Annotated in this window: 32 protein-coding genes and 1 pseudogene; 32 read left to right on the forward strand and 1 reads right to left on the reverse strand. The window is 41.4% G+C overall.

All coding sequences use genetic code 11. The features are described 5' to 3' along the window. Positions 1–2 precede the first annotated feature (2 nt). From rplP to DW125_RS14480, 29 genes and pseudogenes are all read left to right on the forward strand, one after another. Positions 3–440 (forward strand): 50S ribosomal protein L16, encoded by a 438-nt coding sequence (rplP, locus tag DW125_RS08120; protein ID WP_117537796.1) that lies wholly within the window; start codon positions 3–5, stop codon positions 438–440. Then, a complete protein-coding gene (gene rpmC / locus DW125_RS08125; protein ID WP_021860015.1) occupies positions 430–633 on the forward strand; it encodes a 50S ribosomal protein L29 in 204 nt (67 codons plus the stop codon). Before rplP ends, rpmC begins: the two co-directional genes overlap by 11 nt. 29 nt (positions 634–662) lie before the next feature. Beyond that, positions 663–917, forward strand: a complete 255-nt coding sequence (rpsQ, locus tag DW125_RS08130) for a 30S ribosomal protein S17 (RefSeq protein WP_021860016.1) — start codon at positions 663–665, stop codon at positions 915–917. 19 nt (positions 918–936) lie between these two features. Continuing rightward, positions 937–1,305 carry a 50S ribosomal protein L14 gene (rplN, locus tag DW125_RS08135; RefSeq protein WP_006427393.1) on the forward strand — a complete coding sequence of 123 codons (369 nt, stop codon included), beginning with the start codon at positions 937–939 and terminating at the stop codon, positions 1,303–1,305. Between the two features lie 16 nt (positions 1,306–1,321). After that, positions 1,322–1,633, forward strand: a complete 312-nt coding sequence (gene rplX, locus DW125_RS08140; protein WP_021859535.1) for a 50S ribosomal protein L24 — start codon at positions 1,322–1,324, stop codon at positions 1,631–1,633. Positions 1,634–1,656: 23 nt separating this feature from the next. Then, positions 1,657–2,196 carry a 50S ribosomal protein L5 gene (gene rplE, locus DW125_RS08145; RefSeq protein ID WP_117537797.1) on the forward strand — a complete coding sequence of 180 codons (540 nt, stop codon included), beginning with the start codon at positions 1,657–1,659 and terminating at the stop codon, positions 2,194–2,196. 11 nt (positions 2,197–2,207) lie between these two features. After that, the gene (locus DW125_RS08150) at positions 2,208–2,393 is read left to right on the forward strand and encodes a type Z 30S ribosomal protein S14 (protein WP_021859524.1); all 186 of its coding nucleotides are present in this window, start codon (positions 2,208–2,210) and stop codon (positions 2,391–2,393) included. A gap of 15 nt (positions 2,394–2,408) precedes the next feature. Beyond that, a complete protein-coding gene (gene rpsH, locus DW125_RS08155; RefSeq protein WP_021859525.1) occupies positions 2,409–2,810 on the forward strand; it encodes a 30S ribosomal protein S8 in 402 nt (133 codons plus the stop codon). A 68-nt stretch (positions 2,811–2,878) separates the two neighbouring features. Continuing rightward, complete coding sequence (gene rplF / locus DW125_RS08160; protein ID WP_021859526.1) at positions 2,879–3,421, forward strand: 50S ribosomal protein L6; 543 nt, start codon at positions 2,879–2,881, stop codon at positions 3,419–3,421. Between the two features lie 17 nt (positions 3,422–3,438). After that, the gene (gene rplR / locus DW125_RS08165) at positions 3,439–3,807 is read left to right on the forward strand and encodes a 50S ribosomal protein L18 (protein WP_021859527.1); all 369 of its coding nucleotides are present in this window, start codon (positions 3,439–3,441) and stop codon (positions 3,805–3,807) included. Between the two features lie 15 nt (positions 3,808–3,822). Continuing rightward, positions 3,823–4,332: a 30S ribosomal protein S5 gene (rpsE, locus tag DW125_RS08170; protein ID WP_021859528.1), complete on the forward strand. Its 510-nt coding sequence runs from the start codon at positions 3,823–3,825 to the stop codon at positions 4,330–4,332. 14 nt (positions 4,333–4,346) lie between these two features. Continuing rightward, a complete protein-coding gene (rpmD, locus tag DW125_RS08175) occupies positions 4,347–4,526 on the forward strand; it encodes a 50S ribosomal protein L30 (RefSeq protein ID WP_021859529.1) in 180 nt (59 codons plus the stop codon). Between the two features lie 31 nt (positions 4,527–4,557). Then, positions 4,558–4,998 carry a 50S ribosomal protein L15 gene (gene rplO, locus DW125_RS08180; RefSeq protein WP_021859530.1) on the forward strand — a complete coding sequence of 147 codons (441 nt, stop codon included), beginning with the start codon at positions 4,558–4,560 and terminating at the stop codon, positions 4,996–4,998. Continuing rightward, the gene (gene secY, locus DW125_RS08185; RefSeq protein WP_021859531.1) at positions 4,998–6,314 is read left to right on the forward strand and encodes a preprotein translocase subunit SecY; all 1,317 of its coding nucleotides are present in this window, start codon (positions 4,998–5,000) and stop codon (positions 6,312–6,314) included. The genes rplO and secY overlap by 1 nt, the downstream gene beginning before the upstream one ends. Before the next feature lie 64 nt (positions 6,315–6,378). Then, the gene (locus DW125_RS08190) at positions 6,379–7,023 is read left to right on the forward strand and encodes an adenylate kinase (protein ID WP_021859532.1); all 645 of its coding nucleotides are present in this window, start codon (positions 6,379–6,381) and stop codon (positions 7,021–7,023) included. Positions 7,024–7,027: 4 nt separating this feature from the next. Then, positions 7,028–7,789, forward strand: coding sequence for a type I methionyl aminopeptidase (gene map, locus DW125_RS08195; protein ID WP_021859533.1), 762 nt, complete (start codon positions 7,028–7,030; stop codon positions 7,787–7,789). Between the two features lies 1 nt (position 7,790). After that, positions 7,791–8,051 carry a KOW domain-containing RNA-binding protein gene (locus DW125_RS08200; protein WP_021859534.1) on the forward strand — a complete coding sequence of 87 codons (261 nt, stop codon included), beginning with the start codon at positions 7,791–7,793 and terminating at the stop codon, positions 8,049–8,051. Positions 8,052–8,053: 2 nt separating this feature from the next. After that, on the forward strand, positions 8,054–8,272 hold the full coding sequence (gene infA / locus DW125_RS08205) for a translation initiation factor IF-1 (protein ID WP_004607275.1): 219 nt from the start codon (positions 8,054–8,056) through the stop codon (positions 8,270–8,272). Positions 8,273–8,429: 157 nt separating this feature from the next. Further along, a complete protein-coding gene (rpmJ, locus tag DW125_RS08210) occupies positions 8,430–8,543 on the forward strand; it encodes a 50S ribosomal protein L36 (RefSeq protein ID WP_005339020.1) in 114 nt (37 codons plus the stop codon). A gap of 237 nt (positions 8,544–8,780) precedes the next feature. After that, positions 8,781–9,149 (forward strand): 30S ribosomal protein S13, encoded by a 369-nt coding sequence (gene rpsM, locus DW125_RS08215; RefSeq protein WP_117537798.1) that lies wholly within the window; start codon positions 8,781–8,783, stop codon positions 9,147–9,149. Positions 9,150–9,179: 30 nt separating this feature from the next. Continuing rightward, entirely contained in the window at positions 9,180–9,575 is a 396-nt protein-coding gene (rpsK, locus tag DW125_RS08220) for a 30S ribosomal protein S11 (RefSeq protein ID WP_117537799.1), read from the forward strand. Between the two features lie 62 nt (positions 9,576–9,637). Then, positions 9,638–10,231: a 30S ribosomal protein S4 gene (rpsD, locus tag DW125_RS08225; RefSeq protein ID WP_117537800.1), complete on the forward strand. Its 594-nt coding sequence runs from the start codon at positions 9,638–9,640 to the stop codon at positions 10,229–10,231. Between the two features lie 30 nt (positions 10,232–10,261). Continuing rightward, entirely contained in the window at positions 10,262–11,221 is a 960-nt protein-coding gene (locus DW125_RS08230) for a DNA-directed RNA polymerase subunit alpha (protein WP_021860953.1), read from the forward strand. Between the two features lie 122 nt (positions 11,222–11,343). After that, complete coding sequence (locus DW125_RS08235; RefSeq protein ID WP_021860952.1) at positions 11,344–11,880, forward strand: bL17 family ribosomal protein; 537 nt, start codon at positions 11,344–11,346, stop codon at positions 11,878–11,880. 354 nt (positions 11,881–12,234) lie between these two features. After that, a complete protein-coding gene (locus DW125_RS08240; RefSeq protein WP_117537801.1) occupies positions 12,235–14,067 on the forward strand; it encodes an NAD(P)-binding protein in 1,833 nt (610 codons plus the stop codon). Then, entirely contained in the window at positions 14,061–15,800 is a 1,740-nt protein-coding gene (locus DW125_RS08245) for a [FeFe] hydrogenase, group A (RefSeq protein WP_021860950.1), read from the forward strand. The genes DW125_RS08240 and DW125_RS08245 overlap by 7 nt, the downstream gene beginning before the upstream one ends. A 153-nt stretch (positions 15,801–15,953) precedes the next feature. Beyond that, positions 15,954–16,970 (forward strand): DUF3878 family protein, encoded by a 1,017-nt coding sequence (locus DW125_RS08250; protein ID WP_117537870.1) that lies wholly within the window; start codon positions 15,954–15,956, stop codon positions 16,968–16,970. Positions 16,971–16,986: 16 nt separating this feature from the next. After that, positions 16,987–17,133, forward strand: a complete 147-nt coding sequence (locus DW125_RS14230; RefSeq protein WP_242992922.1) for a hypothetical protein — start codon at positions 16,987–16,989, stop codon at positions 17,131–17,133. Beyond that, positions 17,061–17,321, forward strand: a pseudogene (locus DW125_RS14480) (TetR-like C-terminal domain-containing protein); the annotation flags it as partial. The gene DW125_RS14230 and the pseudogene DW125_RS14480, both read left to right, overlap by 73 nt. Before the next feature lie 138 nt (positions 17,322–17,459). Here DW125_RS14480 and DW125_RS08260 read toward each other — a convergent pair. Beyond that, a complete protein-coding gene (locus tag DW125_RS08260) occupies positions 17,460–18,524 on the reverse strand; it encodes a coiled-coil domain-containing protein (RefSeq protein WP_242992923.1) in 1,065 nt (354 codons plus the stop codon). 229 nt (positions 18,525–18,753) lie between these two features. Here DW125_RS08260 and DW125_RS08265 point away from each other — a divergent pair, with 229 nt between their 5' ends. The 3 genes from DW125_RS08265 (at position 18,754) to DW125_RS08275 (ending at position 21,063) form a co-directional block, all read left to right on the forward strand. Then, the gene (locus DW125_RS08265; RefSeq protein ID WP_117537802.1) at positions 18,754–19,335 is read left to right on the forward strand and encodes a DUF1444 family protein; all 582 of its coding nucleotides are present in this window, start codon (positions 18,754–18,756) and stop codon (positions 19,333–19,335) included. After that, on the forward strand, positions 19,325–20,152 hold the full coding sequence (locus tag DW125_RS08270; protein WP_117537803.1) for a Cof-type HAD-IIB family hydrolase: 828 nt from the start codon (positions 19,325–19,327) through the stop codon (positions 20,150–20,152). The genes DW125_RS08265 and DW125_RS08270 overlap by 11 nt, the downstream gene beginning before the upstream one ends. A gap of 83 nt (positions 20,153–20,235) precedes the next feature. Further along, on the forward strand, positions 20,236–21,063 hold the full coding sequence (locus DW125_RS08275; RefSeq protein WP_117537804.1) for an undecaprenyl-diphosphate phosphatase: 828 nt from the start codon (positions 20,236–20,238) through the stop codon (positions 21,061–21,063). Positions 21,064–21,115: the final 52 nt, after the last annotated feature.

The raw sequence follows: 21,115 nt of genomic DNA on the forward strand, positions 1-21,115 counted from the left end.
TCATGTTAATGCCAAAAAGAGTAAAACGTCGTAAACAGTTCCGTGGTACCATGAAAGGTAAAGCACTTCGCGGAAATAAGATTACAAACGGTGAATATGGTATTGTTGCAATGGAACCATGCTGGATCCGTTCCAACCAGATCGAAGCAGCCCGTATCGCTATGACACGTTACATCAAGCGTGGTGGTAAAGTTTGGATCAAAATATTCCCAGATAAACCTGTAACTACAAAACCAGCTGAAACACGTATGGGTTCTGGTAAAGGAACCTTAGAGTACTGGGTAGCTGTTGTAAAACCGGGACGCGTAATGTTCGAGATCGCCGGTGTATCAGAAGAAGTTGCAAGAGAAGCTCTTCGTCTGGCAACACACAAGCTTCCTTGTAAATGTAAAGTAGTTTCTCGCGCAGACTTAGAAGGCGGTGATAACAGTGAAAATTAATGCATTTGTAGAAGATTTAAAAACAAAATCAGCTGCAGAGCTGAATGAAGAATTAGTAGCTGCTAAAAAGGAACTTTTCAACTTAAGATTCCAGAACGCAACAAATCAGTTAGATAATACAAGCAGAATCAAAGAAGTAAGAAGAAACATTGCCAGAATTCAGACAGTAATTACTGAAAAGGCAGCTCAATAAGCATCCAATAAAAGAAAGGAGCAGAGACTGTGGAAAGAAATCTTAGAAAAACCAGAGTTGGTAAGGTTATCAGCAATAAAATGGATAAGACCATAGTAGTTGCAGTTGAAGATCATGTAAAGCATCCTCTTTATAAGAAGATCGTAAAGAGAACATACAAATTAAAAGCACATGATGAAGCAAATGAATGCAACATTGGTGACAAAGTAAAAGTTATGGAAACAAGACCATTATCTAAAGATAAGAGATGGAGACTTGTTGAAATTATGGAAAAAGCAAAATAGTATAAGGAGGGAAACCTGCATGATACAGCAAGAAAGCAGACTGAAAGTAGCAGACAATACAGGTGCGAAAGAGTTACTGTGTATCCGTGTACTTGGTGGATCTACAAGAAGATATGCAAGTATCGGAGACGTGATCGTTGCTACTGTTAAAGATGCAACACCAGGCGGCGTTGTTAAAAAAGGTGACGTTGTAAAGGCAGTTGTTGTTCGTACTGTAAACAGCACTCGTCGTAAAGATGGTTCTTACATTCGTTTTGATGAGAACGCTGCAGTTATTATAAAAGATGACAAGACACCAAGAGGAACCCGTATCTTTGGGCCTGTAGCAAGAGAGCTTCGTGACAAACAGTTCATGAGAATTGTTTCCTTGGCTCCGGAAGTACTGTAAGGAGGTGCGAACGAAGATGTCAATGTTAAAGATTAAAAAAGGCGATACAGTTAAAGTTATCGCTGGTAAAGATAAAGACAAAGAAGGAAAAGTTCTTTCCGTAGATCAGAAAAACGCAAGAGTTGTTGTTGAAGGCGTAAACATGGTTACAAAGCACACAAAACCTAGTGCAACAAACCAGGCTGGTGGAATCATCCAGCAGGAAGCTGCTATCGACGTTTCTAACGTAATGTACATCCACAAAGGAAAAGCTACAAGAGTTGGAATCAAGATGGACGGAGACAAAAAAGTACGTTTCGCTAAATCAACAGGCGAAGTGATCGATTAATTCTGGAAAGGAGGGTATACACTTTGAGTAGACTGAAAGAACAGTATCAGAACGAGATCGTTGATGCATTAACGAAAAAGTTCGGATATAAGAATATTATGGAAGTACCGAAGCTCGATAAAGTTGTTATCAACATGGGTGTAGGTGAAGCAAAAGACAATGCAAAACTGTTAGATTCTGCAATCGCTGATATGGAGAAGATTACAGGACAGAAAGCAGTTATCTGCCGTGCTAAAAAATCTGTAGCGAACTTCAAATTAAGAGAAGGAATGGCTATCGGATGTAAAGTTACTTTAAGAGGAGAAAAGATGTATGAGTTCGTTGATCGTCTGATCAACCTTGCACTTCCTCGTGTACGTGACTTCAGAGGTGTTAATCCAAACGCATTTGACGGAAGAGGAAACTACGCACTCGGAATTAAAGAGCAGCTCATCTTCCCTGAAATCGAGTACGATAAAGTAGATAAAGTAAGAGGAATGGACATCATCTTTGTTACAACAGCAAAGACTGATGAAGAGGCTCGTGAATTGTTAACACAGTTCAACATGCCGTTCACAAAATAAGGAGGTAAATTATGGCTAAGACAGCAATGAAAGTAAAACAGCAGCGTAAGCAGAAATTCTCCACAAGAGAATATAATCGTTGCAAAATCTGTGGTCGTCCACATGCATATTTGAGAAAATATGGAATCTGCCGTGTTTGCTTCCGCGAATTGGCATACAAAGGACAGATCCCAGGCGTTAAGAAAGCAAGTTGGTAAAGGAGGAAACAATTCATGACTATGAGCGATCCAATTGCAGATATGCTTACAAGAATTCGTAATGCAAATACTGCGAAACACGATACAGTTGATGTACCGGCATCTAAAATGAAACTTGCGATTGCAAACATCCTGTTAGATGAAGGATATATCACAAAATATGATGTCATCGAAGACGGAATCTTCAAGACAATTCATATTACACTGAAATACGGTGTAGACAAGAATGAAAAGGTAATCACAGGTCTTAAGAGAATTTCTAAGCCAGGTCTTCGTGTTTACGCTAACAGCGCAGACATTCCGAAAGTAATGGGCGGACTTGGAACAGCGATCATCTCTACTAACAAAGGCGTGATCACAGATAAAGAAGCTAGAAAACTTGGCGTAGGTGGAGAAGTACTCTGCTACGTTTGGTAGTAACTGCAAACTGAAAACAGAGTGGGCGTAAGCTCACTCCGAGAATCTAAGTTAAGGAGGAACAGGATATGTCACGTATCGGAAGACATCCAGTTGCTATTCCTGCAGGCGTTGAAGTAACAATTGCAGAGAATAACTATGTGACCGTTAAAGGTCCAAAAGGAACACTTGAAAAAGCTCTCCCTGTAGAGATGGAAATCAAACAGGAAGGCGACGAAATCGTCGTAACAAGACCGAATGACTTAAAGAAAATGAAATCTTTACATGGTCTTACAAGAACACTGATCAACAACATGGTAGTAGGTGTTACAGCAGGATATGAGAAAGTTCTGGAAGTAAACGGAGTTGGTTACAGAGCAGCTAAATCCGGAAACAAATTAACACTGAACCTTGGATATTCTCATCCGGTAGAGATGGAAGATCCAGAAGGTGTTGAGACTGTTGTTGAAGGTCAGAACAAGATCACTGTTAAAGGTATTGATAAAGAAAAAGTAGGCCAGTATGCAGCTGAGATCAGAGATAAGAGAAGACCGGAGCCATATAAGGGCAAGGGAATCAAATATGCTGATGAAGTAATTAGACGTAAAGTCGGTAAGACTGGTAAGAAATAAGAAAGGAGAGTGTGAAAATGGTTAGCAAAAAATCTAGAAGTGAAGTACGTGTAAACAAACACAGAAAGTTACGTAACCGTTTAAGTGGTACAGCACAGTGCCCACGTCTGGCAGTGTTCAGAAGTAACAATCATATGTATGCACAGATCATCGATGACGTAGCACAGACAACTCTGGTTTCCGCATCCACTCTTCAGAAAGATGTGAAGGCAAACTTAGAGAAAACAAACAACGTTGATGCAGCAGCATATCTTGGAAAAGTAATCGCTGAGAAAGCTCTTGAAAAAGGAATCAAAGAAGTAGTTTTCGACAGAGGTGGATTTATTTACCAGGGTAAAGTACAGGCATTAGCAGATGCAGCTAGAGAAGCTGGATTGAATTTCTAATAAGGAGGAGCACACATGAGACAGGAACGTATTGATGCTAGTCAGTTAGAGTTAAATGAAAAAGTGGTATCAATCAAGCGTGTAACCAAAGTTGTTAAAGGTGGCCGTAACATGAGATTCACAGCTTTAGTAGTTGTCGGAGACGGAAATGGTCATGTTGGTGCAGGCTTAGGAAAAGCTACAGAGATTCCGGAAGCAATCCGTAAAGGAAAAGAAGATGCAGCAAAGAATCTTATCAATGTAGCATTAGATGAAAATGAAAGTATTACACACGATTTTATCGGTAAATTCGGAGGAGCTTCCGTATTACTTAAGAAAGCTCCGGAAGGTACTGGAGTTATCGCCGGTGGTCCGGCGCGTGCCGTAATCGAGATGGCAGGAATCAAGAACATCCGTACAAAATCTCTTGGTTCTAACAACAAACAGAATGTTGTTCTTGCTACAATCGAAGGATTACGTCAGGTTAAGACTCCGGAAGCAGTAGCTAAGCTTCGCGGTAAATCTGTTGAAGAGATCTTAGGCTAAGGAGGGAGAACCAAATGGCAAATTTAAAAGTTACATTAGTAAAATCTACAATTGGTGCTGTACCGAAGCATAAGAAAACTGTAGAAGCACTTGGACTGAAGAAAGTCAACAAAACAGTTGAACTTCCGGATAATGCAGCTACCAGAGGTATGGTAAAACAGGTACAACACCTGGTAAAAGTTGAAGAAGCGTAAGAATTTAGATATCAGATAAGGAGGTGTTACAATGGATTTATCTAACTTAAGACCAGCTGATGGATCAAAACAGAGTGATAATTTCAGAAAAGGACGTGGACACGGATCTGGAAATGGTAAAACAGCCGGTAAGGGACACAAAGGTCAGAAAGCTCGTTCAGGAGGCACAAGACCAGGTTTCGAAGGTGGACAGATGCCGTTATACAGAAGAATTCCGAAGAGAGGATTTACAAACAGAAATTCTAAGACAATCGTTGGAATTAACGTAGATGCTCTTGAAGTATTCGAGAACGATGCAGTTGTTTCAGTAGAGACACTGATCGAACAGGGAATCGTTAAAAATCCTAGAGATGGAGTTAAGATTCTTGGAAACGGAGAGTTAACTAAAAAGCTTACAGTACAGGCTAATGCATTCAGCAAAGGAGCAATTGCTAAGATTGAGGCTTTAGGTGGAAAAGCAGAGGTGATCTAATGTTTGATACATTGCGAAGAGCATTTAAAATTAAGGATCTCCGGAGAAGAATCGGATATACATTTTTAATGTTAATCGTGATTAGACTCGGTTCAGAACTGCCGACACCGGGAGTTAACCCAAGCTATATCAAAGAGTTTTTTGCACAGAACACAGGTGAAGCGTTTAATTTATTTAACGCTTTCACCGGTGGATCTTTTGAGCAGATGTCCGTATTTGCTCTGAGTATTACACCATACATTACATCATCCATCATTATCCAGCTTCTTACAATTGCGATTCCGCAGTTGGAAGAGATGCAGAAAGATGGTGAAGACGGAAGAAAGAAACTTACAAAAATTACCCGTTATCTTACAGTTGTACTTGCTCTGATCGAATCAATTGCGATGTCAGTTGGATTTGGACGTCAGGGACTTCTGAAAGAATACAACTTTGTAAATGCTGCAATCGTAGTATTAACACTGACAGCCGGATCCGCATTCTTGATGTGGGCAGGTGAACAGATTACAGAGAAGGGCGTAGGAAATGGTATTTCCATCGTTCTGGTGATTAATATTCTTTCCCGTGTACCGAATGATATGACAACACTTTACAGCCAGTTCGTAAAAGGCAAGAGCATTGCCAAAGGCGGACTCGCGGCAGTAATTATTCTTGCAATCATTCTTGCACTTGTAGTATTTACTACATTGCTTCAAGATGCTGAACGCAGAATCGCGGTACAGTATTCACAGAAGGTGACAGGAAGAAGAACATACGGTGGACAGACAACACACATCCCGTTGAAAGTAAACACCGCAGGTGTTATTCCGATCATCTTTGCATCATCTCTGATGCAGTTTCCGATTGTCATTGCTTCACTGGCAGGCAAGGGAAACGGTAACGGAATTGGAAGTCAGATCTTAAAGGGAATGAATCAGGGTAACTGGTTGAATCCGGATCAGATTCAGTACAGCTGGGGATTAGTCGTATACATTATATTGACAGTATTCTTTGCTTACTTCTATACATCCATTACATTCAATCCATTAGAGATTGCAAATAATATGAAAAAAAGCGGTGGATTTATCCCGGGTATCCGTCCTGGTAAACCAACCGTAGAATATTTGACAAAGAGACTTAACTATATCATCTTTATCGGAGCATGCGGACTTGTCATTGTACAGGTTATTCCGATTTTCTTTAATGGATGGTTAGGTGCAAAAGTATCCTTTGGTGGTACATCACTGATCATTATTGTCAGCGTCGTACTTGAAACACTCAAACAGATTGAGTCACAGTTATTAGTACGTAACTACAAAGGATTTTTGAACAGTTAAGCATATAAGCAATTTGACTCGCGGATTTTATCCGCGGGTTAAAATGCTATAAGGAGGAACTCATATGAAAATTATTATGTTAGGAGCCCCTGGAGCGGGCAAGGGAACTCAGGCAAAGAAAATTGCCGCAAAATATAACATTCCTCATATTTCAACCGGAGACATCTTTAGAGCAAACATTAAAAATGGTACGGAATTGGGTAAACAAGCGAAAACGTACATGGATCAGGGACTTCTTGTTCCGGATGAACTGGTTGTAGATCTCGTTGTAGACCGCGTGAACCAGGAAGATTGTAAAGAAGGATATGTTCTGGACGGATTTCCGAGAACAATCCCGCAGGCAGAAGCATTGGATGTTGCACTTGAAAAACTGGGACAGAAAATAGATTATGCGATTGATGTAGATGTCCCGGATGAGAATATAGTTCATCGTATGGGTGGCCGCCGTGCATGTGTAGGTTGTGGCGCAACATATCATCTGGAATATGCTCCGACCAAAGTAGATGGTATCTGCGATACATGCGGAAAAGAGCTAATTTTAAGAGATGATGACAAGCCGGAGACAGTGAAGAAACGTCTTGGGGTATATCATGAGCAGACACAGCCGTTGATTGACTATTATACAAAAGCCGGAATACTGACTACAGTCGATGGAACGATTGATATCGAGGATGTATTCCAGACAATCGTAAAGATTTTAGGAGAATAAGAACATGCCAATTACAGTAAAATCGTCCAGAGAAATTGAATTAATGACAGAAGCCGGACGTATATTGGAAATTGTTCATAAGGAATTAGAAAAAGCACTTCATCCGGGAATGACGACCAAGGCAATCGACCGCCTTGGTGAAGAGATCATCCGCAGCTATGGATGTATCCCGTCATTTCTGGATTACAATGGATATCCGGCATCAATCTGTGTGTCAGTGAACGATGAAGTGGTTCACGGAATTCCGAGTGAACACAGGATCATCAGAGAAGGCGACATTGTCAGCCTGGATGCAGGAGTTATTTATAAAGGATATCACTCGGATGCAGCACGTACACATTGCGTTGGAGAAGTATCCAAAGAGGCGCAGGATCTGGTACGCGTGACAAGAGAGTGTTTCTTCGAAGGTATAAAATACGCGAAAGAAGGCAATCATTTATTTGATATATCCGGGGCAATCGGAAGATACGCTGAAGAGAGAGGATACGGCGTTGTGCGTGACCTGTGCGGCCATGGCATAGGAACAGCACTTCATGAGGCACCGGAGATACCGAATTATGAGATGAAGCGTAAAGGTGTACTGTTAAAAGCCGGAATGACACTTGCTATTGAACCTATGATTAACATCGGTGGATGGGAAGTTGACTGGATGGATGATGACTGGACTGTAGTAACAAGAGACCATTCGTTATCTGCACATTATGAGAATACGGTATTGATCACAGAAAACGAACCGAAACTTCTTTCTTTAACTGAGGGCATATAGTATGGACAGATTTGAAAAAGGAATGCTTGTCAGATCGAAAGCCGGACATGATGCGGGAGAGATCTTTATCATAACCGGAACAGAAGATGCATATGTATATCTGGCGGATGGAAGACTACGCACGTTACAGAAACCAAAAAAGAAAAAGAAGAAACATGTGCAGATCATATTGCAGCAATATGATATACAGGATGCAGACGATGTAAAGATCAGACGGATCATAAAGGAATGGAATAAGAAAGAAGAAAATCAGGAGGATTAGAGATGTCAAAAGCTGACGTAATTGAAATTGAAGGAACTGTAGTAGAAAAATTACCTAACGCAATGTTTCAGGTAGAACTGGAAAATGGTCACCAGGTACTTGCACATATCAGTGGAAAGCTCAGAATGAACTTTATCAAGATTCTGCCAGGTGACAAAGTAACTTTAGAATTATCCCCATATGATCTTTCAAAAGGAAGAATTATCTGGAGAGATAAATAAATTATAAAAAGTCTATTGACTTTGCTGGACAAATGATGCTATACTATATAAGCGCGTTTTCGGGCATTTCTATGTGTAAAGACGAATGAGTTGCGGTTTTTACAGCGAAAAAGCGCAAGATACAAAAGGCAGAGCAATGGATGAAAGGAGGATCCCCGTGAAGGTTAGATCATCAGTAAAACCAATTTGCGAAAAATGCAAAGTAATCAAAAGAAAAGGAAGCGTTCGCATTATCTGCGAGAACCCGAAGCATAAACAGAGACAGGGTTAATTAAGGCGGCTGATAGACGACACACCAGGAGGTGTGTAGACTATTTGAAATATACAAGGAAACACCTGTAGCCGGTGACTATCCTCGTATATTGCTTCTAATGCCGGCTCGTCATTGCCGTTTTATGAAGCGGTGGCCGGAAAGGGTGTGGATACCGACACACCTGGGATTTCATTAAGAGAATCCCCTATTAAAGACAATGAAAACTAAGTAAAAAGAAAATGGAGGAACAATCACATGGCTCGTATAGCAGGTGTAGACTTACCAAGAGACAAACGTGTCGAGATCGGATTAACTTATATCTATGGAATCGGCAGAGCAAGTGCAACACGTATTTTAGCAGAAGCAGGCGTTGATGCTGATATCCGCTGCAGAGATCTGACAGACGAAGACGTTAAGAAGATCAGTGCAGTAATCGATGAGACACAGACAGTAGAAGGTGATCTTCGTAGAGAGATCGCTCTGAACATTAAGAGACTTCAGGAGATCGGATGCTACAGAGGTATCCGTCACAGAAAAGGACTTCCGGTTCGTGGTCAGAAGACTAAGACAAATGCAAGAACAAGAAAAGGTCCTAAGAGAACAGTAGCAAACAAAAAGAAATAATTAAAAAGGAAAGTGTAGGTTAGTTTTATTATGGCAAAGAAAGTTACAAAAAAAGTGACAAAGAGACGTGTCAAGAAAAACGTTGAACATGGACAGGCTCACATCCAGTCATCTTTTAATAACACAATCGTTACATTAACAGATGCTCAGGGAAATGCTCTTTCATGGGCAAGTGCAGGCGGTCTTGGATTTAGAGGTTCAAGAAAATCTACCCCTTATGCAGCTCAGATGGCAGCTGAAACAGCAGCTAAAGCAGCATTAGTACATGGTTTGAAATCAGTTGACGTTATGGTTAAAGGACCAGGTTCAGGTAGAGAAGCAGCAATTCGTGCCCTGCAGGCATGCGGAATTGACGTAACAAGTATCAAGGATGTTACTCCGGTACCACACAATGGCTGCCGTCCGCCGAAACGCAGAAGAGTGTAATACTTATTTTAGATTTATTATACGCTTACCGTAAACTGATTGAAATTAGGAGGAAATAAAACATGGCAGTAAATAGAGTTCCGGTTCTTAAAAGATGCCGTTCTCTCGGAATGGATCCGGTATATTTAGGAATTGATAAAAAGTCCAACAGACAGTTAAAAAGATCCAATAGAAAAATGAGCGAGTATGGTCTTCAGTTACGTGAAAAACAGAAAGCTAAATTCATCTATGGTGTATTAGAGAAACCTTTCAGAAACTACTACAAGAAAGCTAAACAGATGTCAGGTATGACTGGTGAAAACCTGATGGTTTTTCTTGAGTCCAGACTGGACAACGTAGTATTCCGTATGGGACTTGCAAGAACAAGACGTGAAGCAAGACAGATCGTTGACCACAAACATGTACTTGTTAATGGTAAACAGGTAAACATCCCATCTTACCTTATCAAAGCTGGTGATGTGATCGAAATCAAAGAAGCTAAGAAGAGCTCAACAAGATATAAAGAGATCGTAGAAGTTACAGGCGGACGTATGGTTCCGGATTGGTTAGAAGTTGACGCTGAAGCTCTGAAAGGAACAGTTAAAGAACTTCCAAACCGTGAAGCAATCGATGTTCCAGTAGACGAGATGTTAATCGTCGAGTTGTATTCTAAATAATAACCCGTAACACCACAGGAGGTGGACTTAGTGTTTGATTTTAATAAACCCAATATTGAAATAACTGAGATTTCAGAAGATAAGAAATATGGAAGATTCGTTGTAGAACCACTCGAAAGAGGATATGGTACAACATTAGGTAACTCCCTTAGAAGAATCATGCTTTCATCTTTACCGGGTGCTGCAATCAGCCAGGTGAAGATTGATGGGGTACTTCATGAGTTCAGCTCCATTCCAGGGGTGAAAGAGGATGTTACAGAGATTATCATGAACTTGAAATCACTGGCTATCAAGAATACATCCGAGACAGATGAGCCTAAGACAGCTTATATCGAGTTCGAGGGTGAAGGTGTTGTAACAGCAGCAGACATTCAGGTGGATCAGGACATCGAGATCATGAATCCTGAGACAGTAATCGCTACACTGAACGGCGGTGCAGACAGCAAGCTTTACATGGAATTAACCATCACGAAAGGAAGAGGATATGTAAGCTCTGATAAGAATAAGAACGACGATTTGCCGATTGCGGTAATTCCGATTGATTCTATCTACACACCGGTTGAACGTGTAAATCTTACCGTTGAAAATACTCGTGTTGGTCAGATTACAGATTTTGACAAATTAACATTAGATGTATACACAAACGGAACACTGCTCCCGGATGAAGCAGTAAGTTTGGCAGCTAAGGTACTCAGCGAGCACCTGAAACTGTTCATTGATCTGTCAGAAGTAGCTCAGGCTGCAGAAGTAATGATCGAAAAAGAAGATGACGAGAAAGAGAAAGTGCTTGAGATGAGCATTGACGAATTAGAGTTATCTGTACGTTCTTACAATTGTCTGAAGAGGGCTGGTATTAACACGGTTGAAGAACTGACAAACAGAACACCGGAAGACATGATGAAAGTTCGTAACCTTGGACGTAAGTCCTTAGAAGAAGTACTTGCTAAGCTTGATGAATTAGGATTAAGCTTAAGCAAAGGAGAGGAATAAATCGGGTTTCCACGGTTTTTCCTAAAAGTGCCTTCTGCTGATAAGTCTGAAAGTGCACAGCAGAGCATTTGGCTAGTAAGCCCGAAGAGTATAACCAAGTGTAAATATGGAGGATATGAATAATGGCAAAGTATAGAAAACTCGGCAGAACATCAAGCCAGAGAAAAGCTTTATTAAGAAACCAGGTAACAGCATTACTTAACAATGGTAAGATCAAGACTACAGAAGCTAAAGCTAAAGAGATCCGCAAGATCGCTGAAGGTCTGATCGCTATGGCTGTCAGAGAAAAAGACAACTTTGAAGAAGTAACTGTTAAAGCTAAAGTTGCTCGCAAAGACAAAGACGGAAAACGTGTAAAAGAAGTTGTAGACGGTAAGAAAGTTACAGTATACGATGAAGTTGACAAGACAATCAAGAAAGATATGCCTAGCAGACTTCACGCACGTCGTCAGATGTTAAAAGTTCTCTATCCTGTAAAAGAAGTTCCGACAGCACAGGCTGGAAGAAAGAAAAATACAAAAGATGTTGACCTTGTTGCAAAACTCTTTGATGAGATTGCACCAAAATATGCTGATCGTAATGGTGGTTACACAAGAATCATCAAGATCGGACAGCGTAAAGGTGATGCAGCAATGGAAGTTCTGATCGAACTGGTTTAATTATCAGATTGCTGAAAGAATATCGGAAGACTATGAAGCAGAGTTGTTTCATAGTCTTTTTTTGCATAAAAAAGTGAAAGGGTTGAAATTGTAGGTGTTCTTGTGAAAATCATTACGCAGGGAATTGTAATTGTCTTCAACTATATTATTGCTAAATGTTACTTATTCGAAGATTAATTTAGAAAAAGTTAAAGAAAACTGTACAAGTAAGTATAGATGAAATAAATAAATTGTGACAAAATCATCAATAAATCGTTAAATTATCTACTTTTGCTGTGCATGATTACAAATGAGAAAAAAAATGCTATAATAAGAAAACTGCATCAATAATAATACAAAGAAGGGATGTATGAAATGAGTAGGTTAGAAATTGCCTCTCCAAAAAAGGCGAAAATCGTTATGGAAGGCCTTTACAAAGATCTGGAGAGAAGAATCGAATCAAGCCCTCCGGGCTTATGTCCGGTTGATATGGCAAGAGCATTTTTGGAGTTATGTCACGCACAGACATGTGGAAAGTGTGTACCATGCCGTATTGGATTGGGACAGTTAAACCAGTTCATCAAAGATGTACTGGATGGTAAAGCAACAATGGAGACATTAGACACTATGGAGCAGACAGCATTGTCTATTATGGAATCAGCGGACTGTGCGATTGGTTACGAAGCTGCGAACATGGTATACAAAGGACTGATCGGATATCGCGATGATTATGTAGAGCATATTCAGAGAGGACGTTGTACCTGTACATATAATCAGCCGGTACCTTGTGTGTCTTTATGTCCGGCACATGTTGATATTCCGGGATATATTGCATTAGTAGGAGAAGGAAGATATGCGGATGCAATCCGCCTGATCCGTAAGGATAATCCATTCCCGACGACATGTGGATTTATCTGTGAGCATCCTTGTGAGGCAAGATGCCGCAGAAACATGGTAGATGATTCTGTAAATATCCGCGGACTGAAACGTGTTGCGGCTGATTTCGCAGGAGAAGTAGAGCCGCCGAAGTGTGCAAAGAGCACAGGTAAGAAGATCGCAGTACTCGGTGGAGGACCGGGAGGATTAAGTGCAGCATATTATCTTCAGTTAATGGGGCATCAGACAACTGTATATGAGATGCTTCCGAAACTGGGAGGAATGTTACGTTATGGTATTCCAAACTATCGTCTGCCGAAAGAGAGACTCGAAGATGACATTAACGCAATTCTGAAGACCGGAGTAGAAGTCAAATACGGTCTGAAGATTGGTCAGGATATCAATATTCAGGAATTAAGAGAACAGTACGATGCAGTGCTGATTACAATCGGAGCTAGTACAGATAAGAAACTGGGCCTTGACGGGGAAGACGCAGATGGAATCTTATCCGCAGTGCAGTTCTTACGTAATGTAGGAAAGAACGAGATCATGGATTTGACCGGAAAAGAAGTTGCTGTCATCGGTGGCGGTAACGTATCCATGGATGCAGTTCGTACAGCTAAGAGACTGGGCGCTAAGAAGGTAAGTATCGTATATCGTAGACGAGTAGCAGATATGACAGCTCTTCCGGGGGAAATAGAAGGCGCTGTAGCAGAAGGTATCGAATTACAGACACTCAAAGCACCTGCTTCACTCGATATTGATGAGAAGCACCATATTAAGGGAATTTATGTAACTCCGCAGATGATCAGTTCTATCAAAGATGGAAGAGCAAGCATCAAACCGACCGGAGAAGACGACATTTATATCCCATGTGATGTACTGATCGTAGCAATCGGACAGAATATCGAGACACGTCATTTTGAAGAAGCAGGTATCCCGGTTGAGCGTGGTAAGATCGTTACAAAGAGTACAGGAACATTTGAGAATATGCCAGGTGTATTTGCCGGTGGAGACTGTGCAAGTGGTCCGGCATCTGTTATTAAAGCAATTGCTGCTGCAAAAGTTGTTGCTGCCAATATTGATGAATATCTGGGATACCATCACGAGATTTCCTGTGATGTTGAGATTCCGGAAGCAGCCCTTCGTGACAGAACTCCATGCGGAAGAGTCAATCTGACAGAGCGTGAAGCATGTGAGAGAGTCTGTGATTTTGAAGGCGTAGAAAACTGTATGACAGAGAAGGAAGCAAAACAGGAGGCAAGCAGATGCCTTCGCTGCGATCACTTTGGATACGGAATATTTAAAGGAGGCAGAGAGACATTATGGTAAATCTTACAATAGATGGAAAAAAGATCTCAGTAGAAGAGAATACCACAATTATGGAGGCTGCCGCATCAAATGGAATTCCGATTCCAAAACTCTGTTATCTCAAAGGAATTAATGAGATTGCAGCCTGTCGTGTTTGTGTTGTTGAATTAGAAGGAAAAGAAAAACTCATCACATCCTGTAACAATGTTGTAAAGGAAGGCATGGTGATCTATACAAACAGCCCGAAGGTACGTAGACATAGAAGAACAACAGTGGAACTGATCTTATCTCAGCATGATTGCGAGTGTGTGACATGCTCAAGAAGTGGCAACTGTAGTTTACAGACAGTGGCGAATGATCTGAATATTTTTGATATTCCGTTCAAGATGCAGCTGGAGAAACAGCCATGGGACAAACATTTCCCGTTGATCCGCGATTCTTCCAAATGTATCAAGTGCATGCGTTGCGTACAGGTTTGTGATAAGATCCAGGGACTTGGAATCTGGGATGTAGAAGGTACCGGTTCCAGAACAACGATCAATGTTGCAGGTCACAGAAGTATTGATGAAGCAGACTGTGCACTTTGCGGTCAGTGTATTACACATTGTCCGGTAGGAGCGCTTCGTGAGCGTGACGATACAGAGAAAGTATGGAAAGCAATTGAGGATAAAGACAAGATTGTAGTAGCTCAGGTTGCACCGGCTGTTCGTACAGCATGGGGTGAAGAGTTAGGTCTTGCACCGGAAGATGCCAAAGTTGGAAAAATTCTGGATGCTTTGAAGAGAATGGGCGTTGATTATGTATTTGATACCACATTCTCAGCAGATCTTACGATCATGGAAGAAGGAACGGAGTTCCTGAAACGTTTCACATCCGGAGAGTTAAAAGAACGTCCGATGTTCACATCCTGCTGTCCGGGCTGGATTCGTTTCATTAAGTCACAGTTCCCACATCTGGTAAAACAGCTCTCAACTGCAAAATCACCACAGCAGATGTTCGGTGCTGCTATGAAGACGTATTTCGCAGAAAAACTGGGTGTAGAGCCGGAGAAGATCTACACACTGTCTGTAATGCCGTGCGTGGCTAAGAAGGGCGAGCGTGAGATGGAACTGTATTATGAAGAGTATGCAGGACATGATATTGACGCAGTTATTACAACAAGAGAGCTGGTAAGAATGATCCGTTCTGCTCATATCAGTCCGGATACATTAGAAGATATTGCAAGTGACAGACCGATGCAGGAAGGTTCCGGAGCAGGTGTGATCTTCGGAGCAACCGGTGGAGTTATGGAGGCTGCACTTCGCAGCGCTTACTACCTGCTTAAGAATGAGAATCCGGAAGCTGACGCATTCAAAGTTGTCAGAAGCCAGGGATTCCAGGAGAACGACGGTGTTGTAGAAGCTGATTTTGCCATTGACGATATCACTGTAAAGACGGCAGTTGTCAGTGGACTTGCAAACACAAGAGCCTTGCTTGAGAAGATCGAGCGCGGAGATGTCCATTACGATTTCGTAGAAGTTATGGCTTGCCCAGGCGGATGCGTAGGCGGTGGCGGACAGCCGATCCACGATGGAGAAGAGCTTGCGTTTGAGCGAGGAAAGAATCTGTATTATCTGGATAAGAATGCAGATATCCGTTTCTCACATGAGAACAAAGATGTACTTAAGATGTATGAAGAATATTTTGAGAAACCAAATTCTCACAAAGCACATATGCTGCTTCACACAGACCACATCGCAAGTATGGAAAGATAGAATTAATTATAAACTCATTTATAAAACTCCTAAAAAACTAACTGAACGCATCAGGCAGGAAATCTGTCTGGTGCGTTTTTTTCATTGGATTTTCCGGCATGATTTGTTAGAATGATATTAAGATCAAAAAATATTACGAAAGCGGATGTCGAAATGGGGTTATTAAATACATTTGATATGTTGGAGGAATTACTGGCACAGAACCAGTTTGAGCTGTTGCCTCCGAATGAAGAGAAAAAAGAAATTCGACTTGTTTATCTGATGAATGATGCAGTCGAGAGCTTTCTTGTATTCAAAGAAGCAAAGATGACCGGATTTTATGAAGAAGGTTATGAAGGTTCGGTTGATGCAACCTTGAAGCGGGACAAGGACCGTTATATTCTGGCGGTACTTTGCGGCGATTCAATGGTAACGATATTTTTTCAGCGGCTGGAATTTGAATATATGCTGTATGATTACGGAGAAATCGGGCATTTCTGGGTGAGAGGCTATGAATATCTCAGACAGTTGGAATATAAAATTGCTATTTTACAGGACAAATGGAAATACCTGGGTGATACCTACTGCACAGAAAGAGAGCAGTGGCTTGTGAAACTTGCCGGATTTCCACCGCTTAGTTATGGCTGTTATCCTTCAGCGCCGAAGAAATATATTGTTCCGAAAGAGCATTTGTGGGTTCCGGACGAAGAAGGAATCAAAGTTCTGGAAGAGATCGCGGCAGAGGCAGAGGATATGAGCCTCGTGCACAGTCTTAAGACTTACCGGAAATATGCATCCGAATGTGTATCGAATCCGGTTCTTGCACGCGTGATGGCAAAATGGATTGCTGTGAAACTGCACCGCAAAAGCCACGCCAAGACAATTGATATCTTGATGCGGAAGTTCCGTCATGCAGGCGCTGTTTATCCAAAACGTAAATACGATGAAGCGTCGATGGAAAAATATAAGCTCATCATGGATGCAGCAAGAAAGCGCAAAATGGAATTAAAAAGAGAAGGAAGAGAAACGGTGATTCTCCGGGAAGAGCCTTTTATTACAGCAAGAGACAGTATTGAATTTCATGTGTACCTGATGATATGGAGAGAAGGAAGACTGAATCGGATGGTGGATATAGAGACATTTGCGCTACCGGGAGATGATTCCGTAGCTCATCAGGTGGAGCAGAGGTAATAGTGAGGTACATAAAATGAAGCAGGCAGAGAACAAAAGCGAAAAGATGAAGTATCGTCTGGCAGAGGCGATGAAAATCTGTATGAAAAAGAAAAATTATTTTTTCGTGCAGCATTTAAAACAGATGAACAGAATTGTCTGCGGCAGCATGATTTTGAACTGATATTGGAATTTTATACGAGACAGATAGAATCCAGAACCGGTCAGAAACTTAATGAAAAACTTAAATTTCTGCTGGAAATGTATTGCCAGGGCTTCGTGTATATGACAACGCAGTGGGTATTGGGATATAGAAAATCTACACCGGAGAAGATGCATGCTGTCCGGGTAACCCGAAAGATACAAATGTAGAAGAGTTGAAAGACCTCTTTAGAAAATTAATGTAATTTCGATATCTGTAATTTGCAATATATAAGAAATGAGCAGGCAAAATGAATGCCTGCTCGTTTCTTTTTTTATAATTAGATTATTGAATATATAGTATTAAATCTACCAGAATACATTGCCACCTACATTAATCCCGGCATGTCCGGTAAAGGCAGCCCAGAAGAAATAACAATTCCGGACTTTGTTATGTCTGGCTCCGCCGAGCACTGCTTTGGCAGCAGAATAAGCGGAAGAGGAAGGTCCACGTCCAAGTACACGGTTCAATGCACCATTCCATGTCGGTGCAAACTGACCGGATTGATAAACAACACCGGAAATCGTATTTGGAAAACGGGAACTCTCCACACGGTTCATAATGACTGTTCCAACTGCAAGCATGCCTTCATAAGTAGCACCGGCTTCACATTCCAGAATACCGGCGAGGAGCGCAACATCGGAAGTGTTCGCATTGAACTTCTTGCCGGAATTGGAAGTACCGCCGCCATTGCCGGAACTTTGCTTACCGGTGTTGCCGGATACATCGTTGTTGCGGGCAGTACGCATCGCTTCTTCGGCAGCCTTTGCCTTCTTAAGCTGTGCATTATAATCAGACAGTTTACTCGAAGTATTGGAAATCTTATCACTTAAGTTACTTTTCTGTTCGTTCAGAGAACTCTGCATAGAAGCCAGATCAGCCTGCTGCTTTTTCAATCCGGATTCCTTTTTTGCAACTTCTTCGCGCGCAGTCTGGAACTTATCCAGCATGTTGCGGTCATAGTCACTGATGTTAGAAACGTACTCTGCCTTGTTCAGAAAATCTGCCATATTCTCAGAAGTTAGCAGAATCTCTAATAGAGATACACTCCCACCTTCATACATAAATTTGATACGTTCTTTCATAGACTTGAACTGTGCCTCTTCGTTTAGCTTCGCAGCGGCCAGATCAAGTTTGGCTTTCTCGACCTGTTCGGACATCTTCTCAATCTTACCAGATGTTTTATCCAGCTTCTTGCTAAGTGAAGCAAGATCACTGTTCATGCTATGCAGATCATCCTTGAGATCCGATGTCTTTTTTTCAAGATCTTTTGTAGAAGGGGCAGCATATACGAAAGTCTGGGCAGAAGCAATGGATACGGCACACAGAAGCCCTGTAGCTGCCAGTAAGACTCGTTTCTTTCTATTATTCATTATATACATATCCTTTCTGTTTCTGTGCAAGTGTCAGTATATTATACCGTAACACAGAGGAAGCGTCAAGGCAGTGAGAAGAGGAAAAGGCGGATGTAATTGCTTTCTATAAGAAACTTTGGTAAAATAAAAGATAATGGAAATTTATATATTATTTAACTAATCTAAAGAAAATATTCCAAATTAAGAGATAAACTATATTTGTATAAAGAAGAAAGGGATTCATAAGATGCGCAAATATGAAGAAGAACACTATCAATATGATAAGATCAAAGACAAGATTTATCCATGGGTGAAAAATGAGCTGACAGATCAGCAGGCACTTAATGGTAAGAATTTCTCAGAGAAAGATACACCGGTGATTGGGTTTGCCGGAGATCTGAAGATCATTTTTGTAATTAAGAGAGGCGAAGAAAGCTACGAAGTATTAAAAGATGCTATGCTCCCACCGGAGATCGCAGTGGAGGAGCTGTATCACACAGCATGCGAGAATCTGGTGCGTGACGTAGAATTTGTCATTGGAAATACATGGTACGGCGGATTTGGAATTATTGCGGATGGCGTACATGAGGCAAGTTCTGTGTGCTTTCGCCATATCTGGCAGGTGTGTGCTGACAAATTAAAAGACGATCTGGTTATCTATGTGCCGCACAAAGATACCGTAATCTTTGCACCGGCGAGCCAGCAGAAGGTTGTAGAGCAGCTTCGCGATCATGCAAAAGGAGCCTATGAAGCAGAAGGCGATAAGATCAGTCTGCAGCCGTATTTCTTTTCAAAAGAGAGAAAGGAACTGACAACCTATGAAAATTAAGTGCAGGATTATCGGATTTGATCTGGATGGGACATTGCTGAACAGCGAGAAGCATATCGCAGAGCATACAAGAGAAGTACTGACAAGAGCAGTCGAACAGGGAATCTGGATTCTGCCGGTCACAGGAAGACCACTTGGCGGACTGCCAAAAGAAGTCGTAGAATTTCCGGGAGTCCAGTATGCGATTACAGCGAACGGCGCAAGGATCATGGAGACACAGACAGGTGGATGTCTCTATGAACGGCTTGTACCTGTGAAGACAGCTGAGCAGATCATGGAGATTTTCAGTGACTATGACGCACTGCGCGAAGTTTATTATGGTGGAAAAGGATATGCAGAAGCAGAAGAATTTTCCAGAGTCGGAGAATATATGCGTTCTCCGCAGATGGCGGCATATGTACGTGCGACCAGAACACCGGTGCCGGATATTTTACAACTGATTCGTGAAAAAGGGCAGGACACAGACAAAGTACAGGGAGTATTTAAGATAGATGAAGAGCGGACAGAAGCACGTAAGCGTCTGGAAGCAGTAGAAGGTATCGAAGTGACCGGAGCACTTTCCAATAATATAGAAGTAAATGCTGTCGGCGTAGATAAAGGCAACGCAATTTTGTGGTTTGCAGATCATCTGGGAATCCCGCATGAGGAAGTGGCCGGTTTCGGCGATGGCAATAATGATATCCAGCTGCTTAAGAAAGCAGGGGTTGGAGTTGCAATGGCAAATGCGACCGATCAGGTAAAAGCAGTTTCCGATTATATTACCGGAACGAACGACGAAGACGGTGTCGCAACATTTATTGAAAAATACATATTGTAAAACACGAAGAAATTAACAGGTGGCAAAGTTTGGAGCTTTTCCACCAGACATTACTATATATTATAGTAGAAAGGAAAGAAACTATGTTAGACGCATTAAAAGTTATTATTCTCGGAATTGTAGAAGGAATTACCGAGTGGCTTCCGGTCAGCAGTACCGGACATCTGATTCTGGTAGGTGATGTATTGTCACCGAATTTAAGTCATGATTTTATGGAAATGTTTAATGTCGTGATCCAGCTTGGAGCGATTATGGCGGTCGTTGTATTATATTTCCACAAATTGAACCCATTTTCACCGAAGAAGACTCATAAGCAGAAATTGCTGACATGGCAGATGTGGATCAAAGTAGCCATTGCATGTGTACCGGCAGCAGTTGTTGGTATTTTGTTAAATGACTGGCTGGATTCTGTATTTTATAAACCACTTCCGGTTTCAATCATGCTGATCATCTATGGTATTCTGTTTATTGTTGTTGAAAATCGTAATAAAAACAGAAAACCAGAGGTTACGAAGATTTCAGAACTGGATATCCGTATGTTGCTCTGGATCGGTGCCTTCCAGATGCTTGCACTGATTCCGGGGACATCCAGATCCGGTGCAACAATCGTCGGAGCATTGCTAATCGGTGTGTCCAGAGAAGTGGCAGCAGAATTTACATTTTTCCTTGCAATTCCGGTTATGTTCGGAGCAAGTTTACTGAAGCTTGTCAAATTTGGATTTGCATTTACAGGAGCTGAGTTTGGCTATCTGATGCTCGGATGTATCGTATCCTTCGGACTGTCCATCGTAGCGATCAAGTTCTTAATGAATTATATTAAGAAAAATGACTTCAAAGTATTTGGATATTACCGTATCATTCTCGGTGCAATCATCATAATTATGACGGTTGTAAAAGCATTTCTTGCATAAAAATACTTGCCTTTTATTTGAAACATGGTAAAATGAAGGTTATAGCTGTATG

Source organism: Dorea sp. AM10-31 (assembly GCF_003435815.1).
Taxonomy (GTDB): domain Bacteria; phylum Bacillota; class Clostridia; order Lachnospirales; family Lachnospiraceae; genus Dorea_D; species Dorea_D hominis.

Excerpts from the sequence above, each read along its gene's own strand:
- rplP (WP_117537796.1), top strand. The coding sequence starts at position 3 with ATGTTAATGCCAAAAAGAGTAAAACGTCGTAAACAGTTCCGTGGTACC.
- rplN (WP_006427393.1), top strand. The coding sequence starts at position 937 with ATGATACAGCAAGAAAGCAGACTGAAAGTAGCAGACAATACAGGTGCG.
- rplX (WP_021859535.1), top strand. The coding sequence starts at position 1,322 with ATGTCAATGTTAAAGATTAAAAAAGGCGATACAGTTAAAGTTATCGCT.
- DW125_RS08150 (WP_021859524.1), top strand. The coding sequence starts at position 2,208 with ATGGCTAAGACAGCAATGAAAGTAAAACAGCAGCGTAAGCAGAAATTC.
- rpsH (WP_021859525.1), top strand. The coding sequence starts at position 2,409 with ATGACTATGAGCGATCCAATTGCAGATATGCTTACAAGAATTCGTAAT.
- rplF (WP_021859526.1), top strand. The coding sequence starts at position 2,879 with ATGTCACGTATCGGAAGACATCCAGTTGCTATTCCTGCAGGCGTTGAA.
- rplR (WP_021859527.1), top strand. The coding sequence starts at position 3,439 with ATGGTTAGCAAAAAATCTAGAAGTGAAGTACGTGTAAACAAACACAGA.
- rpsE (WP_021859528.1), top strand. The coding sequence starts at position 3,823 with ATGAGACAGGAACGTATTGATGCTAGTCAGTTAGAGTTAAATGAAAAA.
- rpmD (WP_021859529.1), top strand. The coding sequence starts at position 4,347 with ATGGCAAATTTAAAAGTTACATTAGTAAAATCTACAATTGGTGCTGTA.
- rplO (WP_021859530.1), top strand. The coding sequence starts at position 4,558 with ATGGATTTATCTAACTTAAGACCAGCTGATGGATCAAAACAGAGTGAT.
- secY (WP_021859531.1), top strand. The coding sequence starts at position 4,998 with ATGTTTGATACATTGCGAAGAGCATTTAAAATTAAGGATCTCCGGAGA.
- DW125_RS08190 (WP_021859532.1), top strand. The coding sequence starts at position 6,379 with ATGAAAATTATTATGTTAGGAGCCCCTGGAGCGGGCAAGGGAACTCAG.
- map (WP_021859533.1), top strand. The coding sequence starts at position 7,028 with ATGCCAATTACAGTAAAATCGTCCAGAGAAATTGAATTAATGACAGAA.
- DW125_RS08200 (WP_021859534.1), top strand. The coding sequence starts at position 7,791 with ATGGACAGATTTGAAAAAGGAATGCTTGTCAGATCGAAAGCCGGACAT.
- infA (WP_004607275.1), top strand. The coding sequence starts at position 8,054 with ATGTCAAAAGCTGACGTAATTGAAATTGAAGGAACTGTAGTAGAAAAA.
- rpsM (WP_117537798.1), top strand. The coding sequence starts at position 8,781 with ATGGCTCGTATAGCAGGTGTAGACTTACCAAGAGACAAACGTGTCGAG.
- rpsK (WP_117537799.1), top strand. The coding sequence starts at position 9,180 with ATGGCAAAGAAAGTTACAAAAAAAGTGACAAAGAGACGTGTCAAGAAA.
- rpsD (WP_117537800.1), top strand. The coding sequence starts at position 9,638 with ATGGCAGTAAATAGAGTTCCGGTTCTTAAAAGATGCCGTTCTCTCGGA.
- DW125_RS08235 (WP_021860952.1), top strand. The coding sequence starts at position 11,344 with ATGGCAAAGTATAGAAAACTCGGCAGAACATCAAGCCAGAGAAAAGCT.
- DW125_RS08240 (WP_117537801.1), top strand. The coding sequence starts at position 12,235 with ATGAGTAGGTTAGAAATTGCCTCTCCAAAAAAGGCGAAAATCGTTATG.
- DW125_RS08245 (WP_021860950.1), top strand. The coding sequence starts at position 14,061 with ATGGTAAATCTTACAATAGATGGAAAAAAGATCTCAGTAGAAGAGAAT.
- DW125_RS08250 (WP_117537870.1), top strand. The coding sequence starts at position 15,954 with ATGGGGTTATTAAATACATTTGATATGTTGGAGGAATTACTGGCACAG.
- DW125_RS14230 (WP_242992922.1), top strand. The coding sequence starts at position 16,987 with ATGAAGCAGGCAGAGAACAAAAGCGAAAAGATGAAGTATCGTCTGGCA.
- DW125_RS08260 (WP_242992923.1), bottom strand. The coding sequence starts at position 18,524 with ATGAATAATAGAAAGAAACGAGTCTTACTGGCAGCTACAGGGCTTCTG.
- DW125_RS08265 (WP_117537802.1), top strand. The coding sequence starts at position 18,754 with ATGCGCAAATATGAAGAAGAACACTATCAATATGATAAGATCAAAGAC.
- DW125_RS08270 (WP_117537803.1), top strand. The coding sequence starts at position 19,325 with ATGAAAATTAAGTGCAGGATTATCGGATTTGATCTGGATGGGACATTG.
- DW125_RS08275 (WP_117537804.1), top strand. The coding sequence starts at position 20,236 with ATGTTAGACGCATTAAAAGTTATTATTCTCGGAATTGTAGAAGGAATT.